The organism is Serratia sp. AKBS12 (genome assembly GCF_024793895.1).
Lineage (GTDB): Bacteria > Pseudomonadota > Gammaproteobacteria > Enterobacterales > Enterobacteriaceae > Serratia_F.
Map to the genome: position 1 here is coordinate 92,559 of NZ_JANUSB010000016.1, position 16,769 is coordinate 109,327.

Here is a 16,769-nt window from a genome sequence, read left to right on the forward strand (position 1 = left end):
AATAAAGAGACATTAATCACACTTTATTGATGGCGAGCTGCCTAGAATGCCCTATCCAATTAATTCGAGATTGCATTGCGGCGGCGGCCCGCCAAAGCCTGACACGTCAGGAGTGGCGCACACCACCAACGATGTGAATCGGTAACAGCGGCCTCCCCGTTAATCAATAGAGAGACCTATTATGCATACGCGTTTTCACACCGCTTTCAGCCAATTGCCCGCTTCCTTGCAAAGCGCACTGCTGCCTTATATGGATGCGTCTGATTTCCCGGCGATGTTCGAAGCCAGCCAGGTTGAGACAATCAAGCAGCACAGCGGGCTGGATGATGATGCCCTGGCATTTGCCCTGCTGCCGCTGGCGGCAACCTGTTCCTTAACGCCGATCTCACATTTCAACGTTGGCGCCATCGCCCGTGGCGTCAGCGGCAATCTGTATTTTGGCGCCAATATGGAATTTCACGGCGCGCCGATGCAACAAACCATCCATGCCGAACAATGCGCAGTGACCCACGCCTGGCTGCGTGGCGAACGCTCACTGGTTTCCATCACCGTCAACTACACGCCATGTGGCCACTGCCGCCAGTTTATGAACGAGTTGAACAGCGGTGGTGAACTGCAAATCCGCCTGCCGGGGCGCGCTGCGGCAACGCTGGCAGATTATCTGCCGGATGCGTTTGGCCCGCGCGATCTGGCTATCAGCACCCTGTTGATGGATCGAGTGGATCATGGTTTCCAACTGCCGCTGCGCGATCCACTGGAGCAGGCCGCGCTGGATGCTGCCAACCGCAGCCATGCGCCCTACAGCAACGCCCACAGCGGCGTAGCGCTGGAAACCGCCGATGGCAAAATCCATGCGGGCCGCTATGCCGAAAACGCCGCCTTCAACCCAAGCCTGCCGCCGTTGCAAGCGGCGCTGGTGCTGTTAAACGTCTCCGGCGGCGATTGCCTGCAAATCCGCCGCGCGGTGCTGGCGGAACCGCAGAGCCCCATATTCAGCCAATGGGATGCCACCCGTGCCACGCTGGCAGCGTTGGGATGCGACGCGGTCAGCCGCATCACCTTCTGACTTGTTTGATGCGGAGCCGTTCGGCTCCGCAACTACCAGCCCCGCCCGCCAAATACAATGCCATTCATCTTCTAAAACACTTTTTTTAGTTAAAAAATGATTTGAGCGTCGATAATTGCATCAATTTGCCTCATGATCCGATAACAATTGCTGTACATATTTTCCTTATCTTTTAGGATCACCAGTTATAAAAATTATCTGATACGTTAAGAGTAAACTGATGGAACTTGAATACGAAAGCAAACGTCCGCTGTATATCCCCTATGCCGGTCCGATTCTGTTGGAATTCCCGCTGCTCAACAAAGGCAGCGCGTTTACAGAAGACGAGCGTAGCCATTTCAATCTGCACGGTCTGCTGCCGGAAGCGGTAGAAACCATTGAAGAACAGGTGGAACGTGCCTATCGTCAATACCAGGACTTCAAGAACGACAACGACAAGCACATTTATCTGCGCAACATTCAGGACACCAACGAAACGCTGTTCTACCGCCTGCTCGATGCCCACCTGAGCGAAATGATGCCGATCATCTACACGCCGACGGTCGGTGAAGCCTGCGAGCACTTCTCGGACATTTATCGCCGGGCGCGCGGGTTGTTCATTTCCTACCCTAATCGCGACCGCATCGACGATATGCTGCAAAACGCCACCAAGCAGAACGTTAAGGTGATCGTGGTTACCGACGGCGAGCGCATTCTCGGCCTGGGCGATCAGGGCATTGGCGGCATGGGAATTCCCATCGGCAAGCTGTCGCTGTACACCGCCTGTGGCGGTATCAGCCCGGCCTACACCCTGCCGGTAGTGCTGGACGTTGGCACCAACAACCCGCAACGCCTGAACGATCCGCTGTATATGGGCTGGCGTCATCCGCGTATCTCCGGTGACGAATACCACGCGTTCGTCGAAGAATTTATCCAGGCGGTAAAGCGTCGCTGGCCAAACGTGCTGTTGCAGTTCGAAGACTTTGCGCAAAACAACGCCACGCCGCTGCTAAACCGTTACCGCGACGAAATCTGCTGCTTTAACGACGACATCCAGGGCACCGCTGCGGTCACGCTCGGCAGTCTGATCGCCGCCAGCCGCGCCGCCGGCAGTCAATTGCGCGACCAGACCGTCACCTTCCTCGGCGCCGGCTCCGCCGGATGTGGTATCGCAGAACAGATCATCGCGCAAATGAAGTCGGAAGGCCTGAGCGAAGACGAAGCCCGCGCCCGCGTATTTATGGTTGACCGTTTCGGTCTGCTGACCGACAAGCTGCCGAACCTGCTCGACTTCCAGAGCAAGCTGGTGCAAAAAAGCGAAAACCTGGCCGCATGGGACGTCTCCAACGATGCGATTTCGCTGCTGGACGTGGTACGCAATGCCAAGCCAAGCATTCTGATCGGCGTTTCCGGCCAGCCGGGACTGTTCACCGAAGAACTGATCCGCGAAATGCACCAGCATTGTCCACGGCCGATCGTGATGCCGTTGTCCAACCCGACTTCGCGGGTGGAAGCTCGCCCGGAAGATATTATCCACTGGACCGACGGCGCCGCACTGGTCGCTACCGGCAGCCCGTTCGCCCCGGTAAATTACAAGGAACAACAGTTCCCGATTGCCCAGTGCAACAACTCCTATATCTTCCCCGGCATTGGCCTGGGCGTGCTGGCATCCGGCGCGGCGCGCGTCACCGACGCCATGCTGATGGCCGCCAGCCGGGCATTGGCGGACTGCTCGCCGCTGGCCACCGACGGCCATGGCGCATTGCTGCCGGATATCGATGATATTCAGGGCGTATCCAAGTGCATCGCCATGGAAGTGGGCAAGGCGGCGCAGTTGCAGGGCGTGGCGGTAGTCACCTCCGAAGAGGCGCTGTCCAAAGCCATTGAGCACAACTTCTGGCGCCCGCAGTACCGCAGTTATAAACGCACTTCGTTTTAATCTGTCGATAAAAGCAACAGACCCGGCATGCCGGGTCTTTTTTTATGGTTAAAAGCGCTGAAAAATGCGGCACCCCCGTGCTAGGCGCGGTGGACAGCTTGCGTCAGCCTGTCAGGTACAGTAGCCTTGATCCACCCTTTTTCAGATTTGTGCGCGTAAGGCCTCAACATGTGGAAACGCCTGATTATCAGCCTTTTCGTCATCACCGCGGTGTTGATGCTGTCGGCTATCGCGCTCGATCGCTGGATCAGTTGGAAAACCGCACCCTATATTTATGACGAGCTGCAACAACTGCCAAACCGTCAGGTTGGCGTGGTACTCGGCACCGCCAAATATTACCGCACCGGTGTGATCAATCAGTATTACCGCTACCGCATTCAGGGGGCAATTAATGCCTACAACAGCGGCAAGGTAAAATATCTGCTGCTAAGCGGCGATAACGCTTTGCAGAGTTATAATGAACCGATGACCATGCGACGCGATCTGATCGCCGCCGGTATCGCGCCAAGCGACATCGTGCTTGATTACGCCGGATTCCGCACCCTTGATTCGATTGTTCGCACCCGTAAAGTGTTCGACGCCAACGATTTCATCATCATCACCCAGCGTTTTCACTGCGAGCGCGCACTGTTCATTGCCCTGCATATGGGTATCCAGGCGCAATGTTTCGCCGTACCGTCGCCAAAAGATATGCTGACGGTGCGGGTGCGTGAGATTTTTGCCCGTTTGGGGGCGTTGAACGATCTGTATATTCTGAAACGCGAACCGCGCTTCCTTGGCCCGCTGATACCGATCTCTTCGATGCACAAGGTGCCGGAGGATGCGCAGGGCTACCCGGCGGTGTCGCCGGAACAGCTGGTAGAGCTGGAGCATAAACTGGCCGCAGAGAAACAGAAAGCCCGCGACAAATCATAACCGCAGGCGCCTCATCGGTGCCGGGTAAACCACAACGGCCAGCAATTGCTGGCCGTTGTGGTTACTGCGCAATTAATCACTTCTTCTTGGCGTACTTCAGCGAATCCAGCGCCACGGCGAAAATAATGATGCCGCCCTTGATAATGTATTGCCAATACGGATTGACGCCGATATAGGTCAAACCGTAGTTGATAACGGTGAAAATTATGACCCCGGTCACCACCCCCAATACCGTACCGACACCGCCGGCAAACGACACCCCGCCGACCACGCAGGCAGCAATGGCATCCAGCTCATACATAAAGCCCAGGTTATTGGTGGCACTGCCGATACGCCCGGCCTCCAGCATGCCGCCGAAGGCATAGAACACCCCGGACAAGGCATAAATCAGGATCAGGTTAAGCGGCACGTTAACGCCGGAGACTTTCGCCGCCTCGGGGTTACCGCCGATGGCGAAGATGTTTTTGCCGAAGCGGGTCTTGTTCCACAGGATCCAGACAAAAACGATGGCGATCAGCGCATAGAAGGTGATGTACGACAGTTTGAAATCGCCGAACTTCAAGAAGCCCTGCGCAAAGGTGGAAAATCCGGGATCAAAGCCCGCCACCGGCGACGCGCCAACCGAATCGTAATACAGCGAGTTGATGCCGTAGACGATGATCATGGTGCCCAGGGTAGTAATGAATGGCGTCACGTTCAGGTAGGCAATAATCAGGCCATTGACCAGACCGATCAGCGCACCGATGGCGCAGACCAGCAAAATCACCAATGGAATCGACCAGGTTTCCATCTGCGGAAACACCTTGTTGACGTTATCCATCGACTGCAGCAGCGTTGCTGCCACCACCGCCGCCAGCCCCACCTGGCGACCGGCCGACAGATCGGTACCCTGGGTGACAATCAGCCCCGCCACGCCCAGGGCGATGATAATACGTACCGAAGACTGGGTCAGGATATTGCTCAGGTTCATCAAGCTGAGAAAGGTCGGATCCTGAATAATGATGATTGCCAGTAAAACCAGCAACACCATATAGATGCCACCCTCTTTAAAATAGGTGAATAACGTTTTTTTGTTTAGCGCGCTCATAATTCGTTTCCCTTAAAGGTGCAAGGAGGCTAAGCGTAAGATTTCATTTTGCGAGGTCTGTTTGGTATTAACGATGCCCGCAACCTGACCATTACTCATCACCAATATTCTGTCGGTAATTCCCAAAAGCTCCGGCATTTCGGACGAGATGATAATGATCCCCTTGCCCTTTTTCGCCAATTCGGTCATCAACTGATAAATTTCAAACTTTGCTCCAACGTCAATGCCGCGCGTCGGTTCGTCCAGCATCAATATTTCCGGCTGGGTCAGCAGCCAGCGGCCGATAATCACCTTCTGCTGATTTCCGCCAGACAGGGAACCGATATTGGTACGATGCCCCGGCGTTTTTACCCGCATCGCATCGATTACCCACTGGGTATCGCTTTTCATGCGCGCATTATCCAGCAGGCCAATTTTATTTTTATAATTGCGAATATTGGAAATCAGCGAGTTAAAGCCGATATCCAGAAAAGCATAAATCCCGGTCGAACGTCGCTCCTCGGTTACCAAGGCAAATCCGTGATTGATCGCTTCGTTGGCACTGTGGTTATTAATCGCCTTGCCGTGCAGTTTGATGGTACCGCTCACTTTCTCGCGAATGCCGAACAGGGTTTCGACAATATCGGTACGCTTGGCGCCGACCAACCCGGCGATGCCCAGGATCTCGCCCTGGTGCAAATCAAACGACACGTCACGGATCGACGGCTGGCGCAGTGAAGTCAGATTCTTCACCTGTAAAATCACCTCTCCCGGCGTATTCTGGCGATCGGGAAAACGCTGGCTCAGTGAACGTCCGACCATCATGGCGATGATCTTGTCCATATCCAGCCCTTCCAGCGGTTGGGTGGCAATCCATTGGCCGTCACGCAGGATGGTTATTTCGTCGCACAGCTGGAATATCTCTTCCATCTTGTGGGAGATATACACGATGCCACAGCCACGCTGTTTCAATTTACGGATAATGGTGAATAAATGATTGACCTCTTTTTCGGTTAATGACGAAGTCGGCTCATCCATAATCACTATTTTGGCGTCATAGGAAAATGCCTTGGCAATTTCAATCATCTGCATTTGCGACACCGACAGCGTACCGACCTTGGCACGCGGATCAATATCAATATCCAGTTCGTCGAAAATGCTTTTGGTATCCTGGTACATCTTGTGCTGATCGACAAACAGCCCCTTGGTGGGGTAACGCCCCAACCACATGTTGTCCATGACGGTACGCTGCAATACCAGGTTCAATTCCTGATGTACCATGGAAACGCCATGTTCCAGCGCTTCTTTGGAACTTTTAAAATCGACTTCTTTCCCCTGAAAAACAATGCTGCCCGAATCTTTTTTATAAATACCAAACAGACATTTTAATAACGTCGATTTACCGGCACCGTTTTCTCCCATTAATGCATGAATGGAGTGTGGGCGAACGCGTAAATTGACATTATCCAATGCCTTGACGCCGGGAAATGACTTATTGACATCGGTCATTTCCAGCAGATATTCGCGAGAACTGTCGGCCATAGATATACCTTAATGTACTGAAATTCCCCGCCGCACGGCCAACTGGTGTTGGCGTCGGGTCGCCGCCGGCGGGGAACGATAGTCTCTACCCGTGCTCGTTTGCGCGGCATCCCGGGCCTGGCCGATCGATGCAACGCAAATAAGCCCGGGTATAACCGAAGTTTATTTAACGAATTGTGACAGGTTGTCTTTATCTACGCCGACGTAAGGAATACGCACCACTTTATTGTCGATCTTGTAATTGGTGCCTTCAGCGGCCGGTTTGCCCGCTGCCAGATTCTTCGCCAATGCAAAGGTGGCTTTCGCCTGGTTGTCGGCGTCGTTCAGCACGGTACCGGCCATCGCGCCCGATTTCACCAACGCCAGCGCTTCTGGCAGCGCATCCACGCCGAACACCGGAATAGCCGACTTGTTATGCGCCTTCAGCGCTTCAATGGCGCCCATTGCCATGGCATCGTTGTTGGCGATGACCACTTCAATCTTGCTGGCGTTCGGGCCTGACATCCAGGCATCCACCTTGTCTTTCGCCTGGGCGGTATCCCACATTGCGGTGTCCATCTGCAGCTGCTGGGTTTTAATACCCTTTTCATTCAGCGTCTTCACCACGTAGGTAGTACGCGCTTCGGCATCCGGGTGACCCGGCTCGCCTTTCAGCAACACGTATTGAATTTGGCCGTCTTTGTTCAGATCCCAGTTCGGATTGGCCTGCCAGTGCTTGGCAATCAGCTCACCCTGAATAACGCCGGATTCTTTGGAGTCGGTGCCGACATAATAGGCTTTGTCATAGCTGTCGAGCGCCTTGCGCGAAGGTTCCTTATTGTAAAACACCACGGGAATGTCGTTGGCACGCGCCTTGTCAATCACCACCGGCGCCGCAGCCGGGTCAACCAGGTTGATCGCCAGCGCTTTAACCCCCTTGGCAATCAGCACATCGATCTGATCGTTTTGCTTGGATTGGTCATTCTGCGAATCATTCATCAGCAAGGTGATATCCGGCGCCGCCTTGGCATCTTTTTCCAGCGCCTTGCGCACTACCGACATGAAGTTGTCATCGTATTTGTAAACGGTAACGCCAATGCGGGTATCTGCGTGCGCAGCGCCAAACATCATGCTGGCAGCCAGCGTGGCCAGGGTGAAAACCTTCTTATTCATTGTGTGTCTCCGGTTTATAGAGGGTCGTTCTCGATGTAATAAACCAGGTTTCACGGCGTGCGCACACGACCGAGCCTGGCAGGATCCCTGTCATCCTTGAATCATGTTATTCCTGAAAATGCTGTGTCAGCGCGCGGTTAAATAATCGGTGGCAAGAGCCTTTGCGCCGGAAAACGCCTAGAGCATAAACGGCACTATGTTAATAATCTGTGAATTTTCTCACAGATTGAAAACGGTTACACAAGATTAAATGTTCAGAGAGTGACCACCGCCTCACTTTGCCACGGCGCCACCGAATGGCGTCGTACCAGCGTCGGCATGAACAGATGGCTGGCCTGGATTTCCAACTGCCCGGCTGCGCCCTTGAGCGCCAGCTCGGCCGCCAGAGTAGCCATGGATACAATGGGATAGCGTACGGTAGTGAGTTTGGGACTGGTGTAACGCGCAATCGGTATATCATCAAAACCGATCAGCGAAAATTGCTGCGGCACCGTGATACCGTTTTCTTTTAGCACCGCCATGGCGCCGGCGGCCATCGCGTCATTGTAGGCGAACACTGCGCTTAGACGCAGATTGCGCCCCAGCAGCTCGACCATCCCCGCTTCGCCGCCCTGCAAGTCCGGAGTATTAAAGGCGCTCCAGCTTTCCGCCACCTGCACTCCCGCTGCCGTCATGGCCTGCAGATATCCCTGCTGGCGGAGCGGGCCGTCTTCGATGCCGTGGTTGGAGCCCAGATAGCCGATACGCCGATGCCCTTGCGACAATAGCAGCCGCAGCGCCATTTCCGCGCCGCAGACGTTGGCCAGCCCTACGCAACGGTGCTCGTAGCCGGCAACGATACGGTTAATCAGTACCATACCCGGCACCTGGTCCATAAACGCCGCCAGTTCGTCGTCACCCAGCGCTTTTGCATGCACTATCAGCGCATTGCAACGCTGGCGCAGCAAGACTTCGATGGCATGTCGCTCTTTTTCCGCCTGATGGTAACTGTTGCCGATCAGCAAATATTTGTGATGCTGCTGCGCCACGGTGTCAACCGCTTTCACCAGCGCGCCGAAGAACGGATCCGACACGTCCATCACCACCACGCCAATGGTTTCGCTATTCTGCGTCGCCAGCGCCTGCGCATTGGCATTCGGCCGATAACCCAACGCGGCTGCCGCCTGCAATACTCGCTCGCGGGTCTGTGGGCTGGCCACGGCGCTGTTATTTAATACGCGAGAAACGGTCGCCACTGAAACGCCGGCGCGTTTGGCAACGTCGCGAATAGTGATGAGATGGGTTGGGTGCATCGAGGATCCTGGTTCGGGGTAATCAACGTGTGGCGCTATCCTACCCCGAGCCCCGCTTTCCCTACGCGAATTGCGTCACATAAAAGAAAACGTTTACATACATTTTTTTAACTTAGGCGACTTAAATCTCGCTTTGTCGCCGGCGATCGTTGTTACCCGCGCCCAGGGCAGTCAATTTACGCCATAACCATTCCATCGGTCCCTGGGTAAAATAGCGCAGCCACAGGGTGGAAAACACCAGATTGACTACCCATACCAACGGCACCAGCGCCAGCAGCTGCAGGCGATCAAACTGCTGATACCAGCCGAAGCGGTAGAATAGCGTGGTGCACACCAGCGTTTGCAGCAGGTAGTTACTGAGTGCCATACGGCCTACCTGCGTCAGCCAACGGCCAACCGGCAGCCGCGCCAGCTGTGGCCAGAAACCGTAACACAATGCCAGATAACCCATCGCCTGCAACGGCGCACCCAGCTCGCGTGGCACCTGCAGCAGAAAGCCGCTCCAGCGGTAATCCCACTGCATATGCCATTGCAGCGCCACTGCGGGCAGCTGAATCATCAGCGCCAGCGGTATCAGCCAGGCGGCCTGTCGCCGGTAATACCCCGGCGAGAAATGGCCACGCAGCCAACCGCTGCGCATCAGGCCCGCGCCAAACAGCATCATGCCGGCCAATTCCCAACCGTACTGCGCACCAATCGCCAACAGGCTGGAAGAGAGTAGATCAACACGATTACGCCAGGCCTCCATACCGCCCTGCAACTTCCAGAACTGCTCATATTGCAAAACCGCCGGGCCGGGTTGCCAAAAGCTGCCGGGCTCTGGGTGGCTGATAACCCCCAGCAGCAGCAACACAGCAACGCCGATCAGATACAGCACCACACCGGTTTTCAGCAGCGTAAAGGTATCTTTCGCCTCACGGATCATACGCCAGCACACCAGGCCGATCAGACCATAAGCCAGCAAGATATCACCGTCCCACAGGAAAATGGCGTGCCCCAGGCCAAACAGCACCAACCAGCTTAAACGCGCGCGCATCCAACCCTTGCCGCGGTGCAGCAACAGCTGCAAGCCGGCACCAAACAGCAGCGCAAACATCGCCAGAAACTTGGCCTGTGCCAGCAGATCCAGCAGCGCCCAGGTCCAGGCGTCACGGAGTGCCGGCAGCCCGGCATAGGCCGGGTTGAGATAGGCCGCCTTCGGCAAGCCAAAGGCGCTGATATTCAGCAGCAGAATGCCGAGAATGGCGATACCGCGTACACAATCCAGGGTTGCGATACGCGGCAAGGAGGCTGTCGATTGGTTATTCATCTGTTTCGCCGTATTTCGCTCATTAAAAAGGCGCCCGCAGGCGCCTGTCGCTTAACGCTTTAACCCTTACCCCTGATGATGGCGTACCGCACGCAGGAATTCCTGACGGGTATTCTGGCTGGACTTGAACAGCCCGCCCAACGAGGTGGTGGTCGTGGCGCTGGTCGCATCGCGGATACCGCGCGCCTTGACACAATAATGGACCGCATCGATAGAAACCGCCACATTATTGGTGCCCAGCAGCGTTTGCAAAGCCACCAGGATTTGCTGCGTCAAACGCTCCTGCACCTGAGGGCGCTGGGCAAAGAACTGCACGATACGGTTGATTTTTGACAGGCCAATCACCGCATCCTTTGGAATATAAGCCACGGTGGCTTTGCCGTCGATGGTGACGAAGTGGTGTTCGCAGGTGCTGGTCAGCGTGATATCACGCACCGTCACCATTTCATCTACCTTCATTTTATTTTCAATGACGGTAATTTTAGGGAAGTTGGCGTAATCCAGGCCGGAGAAAATCTCGTCGACGTACATTTTGGCGATACGATGAGGAGTTTCCGCCAGGCTGTCGTCGGTCAGATCGAGGTTCAGCAGTTGCATGATTTCCGTCATGTGCTCCTGAATGCGACGCTTGCGCGTTTCACGATCCAGCATTTCGCCGCGTAACGGGGTTTCCAGACCGCGCGATTCCAGCGCGGCGTGAACCAACGCCGCTTCTTTACTTAATGTCGTCATTTTGTGTGTGTCTCCAGCAGGCTACCCTGATTACCCGTCCAGACTGTTGCCGTAACGTTGAATGATGGAGCAGGGATTGATTCTTGTATCCGACCGACATTTACCGCCAACGGCGTGAAGCCGATCAAGATTTTGCCCACTGTAAATGAGAGTGAGTCGTTTATCCAGTGATTGTGTTTCAACCAGCCGTGAAAAATCCGCATATAGCACGATCGGGTCAGTCGCGTATTTTTGTTGTTATTTTGTACAATTGCGCGACAGATTGCTCACTGCGGCACGCGCCGGCGTGTTCACCACCAGCAAACCGGCCACCAGCAAGCCCGCCACGGCAACATACAATGCCGGCTCCAGACGTTGGGTCAGCGCAGTGGACAGCGCCGACAGTATCGGCCCGACCAACTGGCCGACAGCATAACCGGTGGTCAGCAGGCCGGCCATGTAGCGCGCATGGTTTGGCGCCAGTTCACGGCCATGCTGCAGCGCCAGCTGCACCACGCTGAGAAAACCGCCGCCGGTGAACAACGCCCCCAACGCCAGACCGGTGATGCCCGGCACCACCTCCGCACACAGAACCCCCAACGCCTGCACCCATAACGTCAGCGCCAGACGGGTCGGGGTGGTCAGCCGGTGGCGGGTCAGAATACCCAGCACGATCCCCAGCACCGCCGCGCCGCCAAACACCGGCCAGACAAACTGGGCAAATACGCTACCTGGAAACCGCTCGCTGGCCATTTGCGACAGAAACGTCGCCGGCAGAATATAGCCGAAACCGGCCAGGCTGTAACTCCACACCAGGCGTTTCAGCGCCGGCGTCAGCACCAGTGGCTCCGGCGTCAGGTTCGGTCGATGCAGTTCCCCGGCGCGCGGTAAATTGACGCTGATGGTGCCAATCAGCAGCAATGCCAATACGCCGTACACCAGCCAGGCCTGGGCCGCGCTCAGCGCCAGCCCGTGGATACCCACCGCCAGCATGCCGCTGATAAAGATCCCCGCTCCGGGGCCGGCAAATACTGCCGCACTCAGCGCCGGGCGACCATAATGCGCCAAACGCTCGTTGGTCCATGCCGCCACCAGCACCATCGCCCAGCCGCTGACCCAGCCAATGGCAAAACGCACCGCGCCGTGCCACCACGCGCCTTCCACCCAGGCAGACAGCAGCGTCAGCGCTACCGCACCCCATACGCCGAGCCACACCCGGCGTTCGACGTGACGGCAGGCACGCATCGCATCGTAGGCCCCGCACAGATAACCCAGGTAGTTCAGCGCCGCGACCAGCCCGGCGCTGGTCAGCGTAAACTGATGTTCGGCAATCATCAGCGGCACCTGCGGCGTAAAGGCGAAACGGCCGATCCCCATCGCCACAATCAGCGCCACAAATCCACTTAATGCAATTCTCAATGCCATTTGGCCATCCCAACGGTTAAAAGAAAGTTGCCAGTATCATGCCGCAGTATTACACTCACAAAAACTGAATAATAATCACAAAGTTCATCACAAAAAGAGAAGATAATGGATCTGACCCAGCTTCGCATGTTTTGCAGCGTCGCCGAAACCGGCTCCGTCGCACGTGCCGCCGAGCAGCTGCATCGGGTACCGTCGAACTTGACCACCCGTCTACGCCAGCTCGAGCACGAGCTGGGCGCCGATCTGTTTATCCGCGAAAAACAGCGCCTGCGCCTTTCGCCGATGGGCCATAATTTTCTGTGTTACGCCAACCGCATTCTGGCGCTGAGCGAAGAGGCGATGAGCATCACCCACGCCGGCGAACCGGCGGGAAACTTCGCGCTCGGCTCGATGGAAAGCACCGCCGCGACGCGTCTGCCTACCCTGCTGGCAGCCTATCACCAGCGTTTCCCTCGAGTTTCCCTGTCGTTGATCACCGGCACCTCCGGCGAAATCACCGAACGCGTGCGCGCCGGTACGCTGGCGGCGGCGCTGGTCGATGGTCCGCTGCAGCACGACGAACTGAACGGCTGTGTGGCCTTCGAGGAACGCATGGTGGCGATCTCCTGCCTTGATCATGCGCCTATCCACAGTGCGCAGGACGCCAAGGGCGAAACGCTGTTTGCCTTCCGCCCCAGCTGTTCCTATCGACTGCGGCTGGAGTCGTGGTTCAAGCGCGATGGCGCCTTGCCCGGTCAGATTATGGAAATCCAGTCCTATCACGCCATGCTGGCCTGCGTCGCCAGCGGTTCCGGGCTGGCGATGATCCCCCATTCGGTGCTGACGCTATTGCCGGGGCATGAACGGGTCAGCATCCACCCTTTGCCGCCCGACATCGCCGAAACCGCCACCTGGCTGCTGTGGCGTCGTGACGCCTTCGGCCCCAACGTACGCGCCTTGAAACAACTGATTATAGAACAGGCTGAAACCCCAGCCGTCGCACACAGCGAACTCGCTTAAAAATCCATACCACTGAGGAGAATGTAATGGAAATGATCAAAACCCGCGCCGCCGTCGCCTGGGGCCCCAACCAGCCGTTGAAGATCGAGGAAGTCGATCTGATGCCGCCGCAAAAAGGTGAAGTGCTGGTGCGCATCGTCGCCAGCGGGGTATGTCATACCGATGCCTATACCCTCTCGGGCAAAGATCCGGAAGGCGTTTTCCCGGCGATCCTCGGCCATGAAGGCGGCGGTGTGGTGGAAGCGGTTGGTGAAGGTGTCACCAGCGTCGCAGTCGGCGATCACGTCATTCCGCTGTACACCCCGGAATGCGGCGAATGCAAGTTCTGCAAATCCGGCAAGACCAACCTGTGTCAGGCGATCCGCTCTACCCAGGGCAAAGGCCTGATGCCAGATGGCACCACCCGCTTCTTCAAGGACGGTCAACCGATCTTCCACTATATGGGCACCTCCACCTTCTCCGAATACACCGTCGTACCGGAAATCTCGCTGGCGAAAATCAGCAAAGAAGCGCCGCTGGAAGAAGTCTGTCTGCTCGGCTGTGGCGTCACCACCGGCATGGGGGCGGTCATCAATACCGCCAAAGTGCAACCCGGTGATACGGTAGCGATTTTCGGACTGGGGGGTATCGGTCTGTCGGCGATCATTGGCGCGCAAATGGCCGGTGCGGGTCGTATTATCGGCATCGATATCAACACCAGTAAATTCGATCTGGCGCGCAAACTGGGTGCCACCGATCTGATCAATCCGCAGGACTACGACAAACCGATTCAAGAGGTTATCGTCGAGCTGACCGATGGCGGCGTGGATTTCTCTTTTGAGTGCATCGGCAACGTTAACGTGATGCGCTCGGCGTTGGAATGCTGTCACAAGGGTTGGGGTGAGTCGGTGATCATCGGCGTCGCCGGCGCCGGCGAAGAGATCTCTACCCGCCCGTTCCAGTTGGTAACCGGCCGCGTCTGGCGCGGTTCCGCCTTTGGTGGCGTCAAGGGCCGCTCACAGCTGCCGGGCATTGTTCAGCGCTATCTCGACGGCGAGTTCGCCCTGAACGACTTTATCACCCACACCATGGGTCTGGAGCAGATTAACCAAGCATTCGATTTAATGCATGAAGGCAAATCGATTCGTTCCGTAATTCATTTCGATAAATAAGCAGGGAGGCAAATCCGGTATGAATACGTCACTTGAACTTCTCGAAGAGCATCGCATGTTCGGCGGCTGGCAACAGCGCTACCGCCACGCGGCGCAAAGCCTGAACTGCAATATGACGTTCAGCATCTACCTGCCGCCACCGCGTGATGATAATCCGCCGCCGGTACTGTACTGGCTGTCCGGGCTGACCTGCAACGACGAGAACTTCACGCTGAAGGCCGGCGCACAGCGCATCGCAGCCGAACTCGGGCTGGTGCTGGTGATGGCCGATACCAGCCCGCGCGGCGATGAGGTACCGGATGACGAAGGCTACGATCTCGGCCAGGGAGCGGGGTTTTATCTCAACGCCACGCAGGCACCGTGGGATCGGCACTTCCGCATGTATGACTACATCAGCGACGAGCTACCGGCGCTGATTAATCAGCATTTCAGCGTCAGTGACCGCCAGTCGATCTTTGGCCACTCAATGGGCGGCCATGGTGCCCTGGTGATGGCGTTGCGCAATCCGCAGCGTTATCGCTCGGTGTCGGCATTTGCGCCGATTGTCAACCCGTGTCAGGTGCCCTGGGGGCGCAGAGCCTTTAGCGCCTATCTCGGCGACGACGAAAGTCAGTGGTTGCAATACGATAGCTGTCACCTGCTGGCCAGCGGCGCAGAAAAAATGCCGGTGCTGGTCGATCAGGGCGATGACGATCAGTTCCTGGCCGATCAGCTGCAACCGGCGAAGCTGGCCGAGCTGGCACGCCAGCGCGACTGGCCGCTGACGCTGCGCATACAGCCGGGTTACGACCACAGCTACTTTACCATCGCGACCTTTGTCGAGGATCACCTGCGCTTTCACGCAGAACATCTGTTCCGCTGATAGCCAGACCGCTGCTTGCGATAAGGATGGTCGCAAGCACTTATTACCGATAGCGGCAATTTCCATCGCTTAACCCAGTTGCCTAACCTCAGTAACCCCAGCGCCCGTCACCCTGTATCTTAATTTATCTAATGGTGCCAAGGAAAAAGCTACGCTCATCCGCCACAAACGCGGCTTACTGCGGTGAAACGCCTGAATACCAACGATAAAAATCGACAAGCGATAAACAGGCGCTGTTAACACCAAGAAAAACCAGCACCACAATCAACGCGTCGAGATAATTTTTCGCCAATGGAAAACGTTATAGGAGATGCATGAATAATGGACATAGTCAGGATCAGGCTAATGCCGGAAAAAGCTCTGATGGCATTATCATACATAACTCGTCATCTCCCTGTCGCCAATGCCCCAGCCGGCACGCTTATCGCTGATGCCCGTGAATTATCACCATTAGCCCTTCAATTTTGGATCCAGCGCATCGCGCAACCCGTCTCCCAGTAAATTAAACGCCAATACGGTAAGGAAGATCGCCAGACTCGGGAAGATCGCCACATGCGGTGCGATCACCATATCCGCACGCGCTTCGTTGAGCATTGCGCCCCACTCCGGCGTTGGTGGCTGCGCCCCCAGCCCGAGAAACGACAGGCTGGCGGCAGTAATGATCGAGGTACCGATCCGCATGGTGAAATACACCACAATTGACGAAATGGTGCCCGGCAAGATATGGCGCATGATAATGGTCCAGTCGGAGGCGCCAATGCTACGCGCCGACTCGATGTAGGTTAAATGCTTCAATACCAGAGTATTGCCGCGCACCAGTCGGGCAAACGCCGGAATGCTGAAGATCGCCACCGCAACGATAACGTTCGCCATACCGCTGCCCATTACCGCCACTACGCCGATCGCCAGCAAAATACCGGGAAAGGCAAATAGTACGTCACTGATACGCATGACGACCCGGTCCCACCAGCCTTCATAGTAGCCGGCCAACAGTCCCAGCAGCGTACCAATCACACCGCCAACCAGCACCGAAAACACCCCGGCGGTCAGCGAAATGCGCGTACCCATCAGCACCCGACTGAAAATGTCACGCCCAAGCGAGTCGACCCCCAGCCAGTGCACCAGCGACGGCCCCTCATTCAGCCGGTCATAATCGAAGTAGTTTTCCGCATCGTACGGCACCAGCCACGGTGCGAACACCGCCGCGGCCGCCAGCAACAGCACAAACAGCGCCGCTATCACCGCCACCCGCTGCTGGCGAAAACGCCGCCAGAACTCATGCCACGGCGTACGTACCGCCTGCGGATTTAGCACCGGCAGCGTGGTCATTGCGGCATTACGTCGCCAATTAATCATGCCAC

Annotated in this window: 14 protein-coding genes; 6 read left to right on the forward strand and 8 right to left on the reverse strand. The window is 56.4% G+C overall.

What is annotated here, in order from left to right:
- Nucleotides 1-181: 181 nt before the first annotated feature.
- The 3 genes from cdd (at nt 182) to sanA (ending at nt 3,899) form a co-directional block, all read left to right on the forward strand.
- A complete protein-coding gene (cdd, locus tag NYE85_RS19760; protein WP_259006451.1) occupies nt 182-1,066 on the forward strand; it encodes a cytidine deaminase in 885 nt (294 codons plus the stop codon).
- Nucleotides 1,067-1,286: 220 nt separating this feature from the next.
- Complete coding sequence (locus tag NYE85_RS19765) at nt 1,287-2,984, forward strand: NAD-dependent malic enzyme (RefSeq protein WP_259006452.1); 1,698 nt, start codon at nt 1,287-1,289, stop codon at nt 2,982-2,984.
- A 168-nt stretch (nt 2,985-3,152) separates the two neighbouring features.
- Nucleotides 3,153-3,899: an outer membrane permeability protein SanA gene (gene sanA, locus NYE85_RS19770; RefSeq protein WP_259006453.1), complete on the forward strand. Its 747-nt coding sequence runs from the start codon at nt 3,153-3,155 to the stop codon at nt 3,897-3,899.
- 76 nt (nt 3,900-3,975) lie between these two features.
- Here the strand turns inward: sanA and mglC are convergent, their stop codons facing one another.
- From mglC to NYE85_RS19805, 7 genes are all read right to left on the reverse strand, one after another.
- Nucleotides 3,976-4,986, reverse strand: a complete 1,011-nt coding sequence (gene mglC / locus NYE85_RS19775) for a galactose/methyl galactoside ABC transporter permease MglC (RefSeq protein WP_259006454.1) — start codon at nt 4,984-4,986, stop codon at nt 3,976-3,978.
- Between the two features lie 12 nt (nt 4,987-4,998).
- Complete coding sequence (gene mglA, locus NYE85_RS19780) at nt 4,999-6,507, reverse strand: galactose/methyl galactoside ABC transporter ATP-binding protein MglA (RefSeq protein WP_259006455.1); 1,509 nt, start codon at nt 6,505-6,507, stop codon at nt 4,999-5,001.
- Nucleotides 6,508-6,669: 162 nt separating this feature from the next.
- On the reverse strand, nt 6,670-7,659 hold the full coding sequence (mglB, locus tag NYE85_RS19785; protein WP_259006456.1) for a galactose/glucose ABC transporter substrate-binding protein MglB: 990 nt from the start codon (nt 7,657-7,659) through the stop codon (nt 6,670-6,672).
- Between the two features lie 254 nt (nt 7,660-7,913).
- Entirely contained in the window at nt 7,914-8,951 is a 1,038-nt protein-coding gene (gene galS, locus NYE85_RS19790) for an HTH-type transcriptional regulator GalS (RefSeq protein ID WP_259006457.1), read from the reverse strand.
- A 121-nt stretch (nt 8,952-9,072) separates the two neighbouring features.
- Nucleotides 9,073-10,260, reverse strand: a complete 1,188-nt coding sequence (gene yeiB, locus NYE85_RS19795; RefSeq protein WP_309600882.1) for a DUF418 domain-containing protein YeiB — start codon at nt 10,258-10,260, stop codon at nt 9,073-9,075.
- A 66-nt stretch (nt 10,261-10,326) separates the two neighbouring features.
- Nucleotides 10,327-10,992, reverse strand: a complete 666-nt coding sequence (gene folE / locus NYE85_RS19800) for a GTP cyclohydrolase I FolE (protein WP_004965325.1) — start codon at nt 10,990-10,992, stop codon at nt 10,327-10,329.
- Between the two features lie 237 nt (nt 10,993-11,229).
- Entirely contained in the window at nt 11,230-12,396 is a 1,167-nt protein-coding gene (locus tag NYE85_RS19805; protein WP_259006458.1) for an MFS transporter, read from the reverse strand.
- A 105-nt stretch (nt 12,397-12,501) separates the two neighbouring features.
- On the opposite strand from NYE85_RS19805, the gene NYE85_RS19810 reads away from it, so the two are divergent.
- From NYE85_RS19810 to fghA, 3 genes are read left to right on the forward strand one after another with little or no spacing between them, the layout of a single operon-like run.
- Nucleotides 12,502-13,395, forward strand: a complete 894-nt coding sequence (locus NYE85_RS19810; protein WP_198772799.1) for a putrescine utilization regulator PtrR — start codon at nt 12,502-12,504, stop codon at nt 13,393-13,395.
- A 26-nt stretch (nt 13,396-13,421) separates the two neighbouring features.
- The gene (locus NYE85_RS19815) at nt 13,422-14,546 is read left to right on the forward strand and encodes an S-(hydroxymethyl)glutathione dehydrogenase/class III alcohol dehydrogenase (protein WP_259006459.1); all 1,125 of its coding nucleotides are present in this window, start codon (nt 13,422-13,424) and stop codon (nt 14,544-14,546) included.
- Between the two features lie 19 nt (nt 14,547-14,565).
- Nucleotides 14,566-15,408, forward strand: coding sequence for an S-formylglutathione hydrolase (fghA, locus tag NYE85_RS19820; protein ID WP_259006460.1), 843 nt, complete (start codon nt 14,566-14,568; stop codon nt 15,406-15,408).
- A 450-nt stretch (nt 15,409-15,858) separates the two neighbouring features.
- Here the strand turns inward: fghA and gsiD are convergent, their stop codons facing one another.
- The gene (gene gsiD / locus NYE85_RS19825) at nt 15,859-16,764 is read right to left on the reverse strand and encodes a glutathione ABC transporter permease GsiD (protein WP_259006461.1); all 906 of its coding nucleotides are present in this window, start codon (nt 16,762-16,764) and stop codon (nt 15,859-15,861) included.
- Nucleotides 16,765-16,769: the final 5 nt, after the last annotated feature.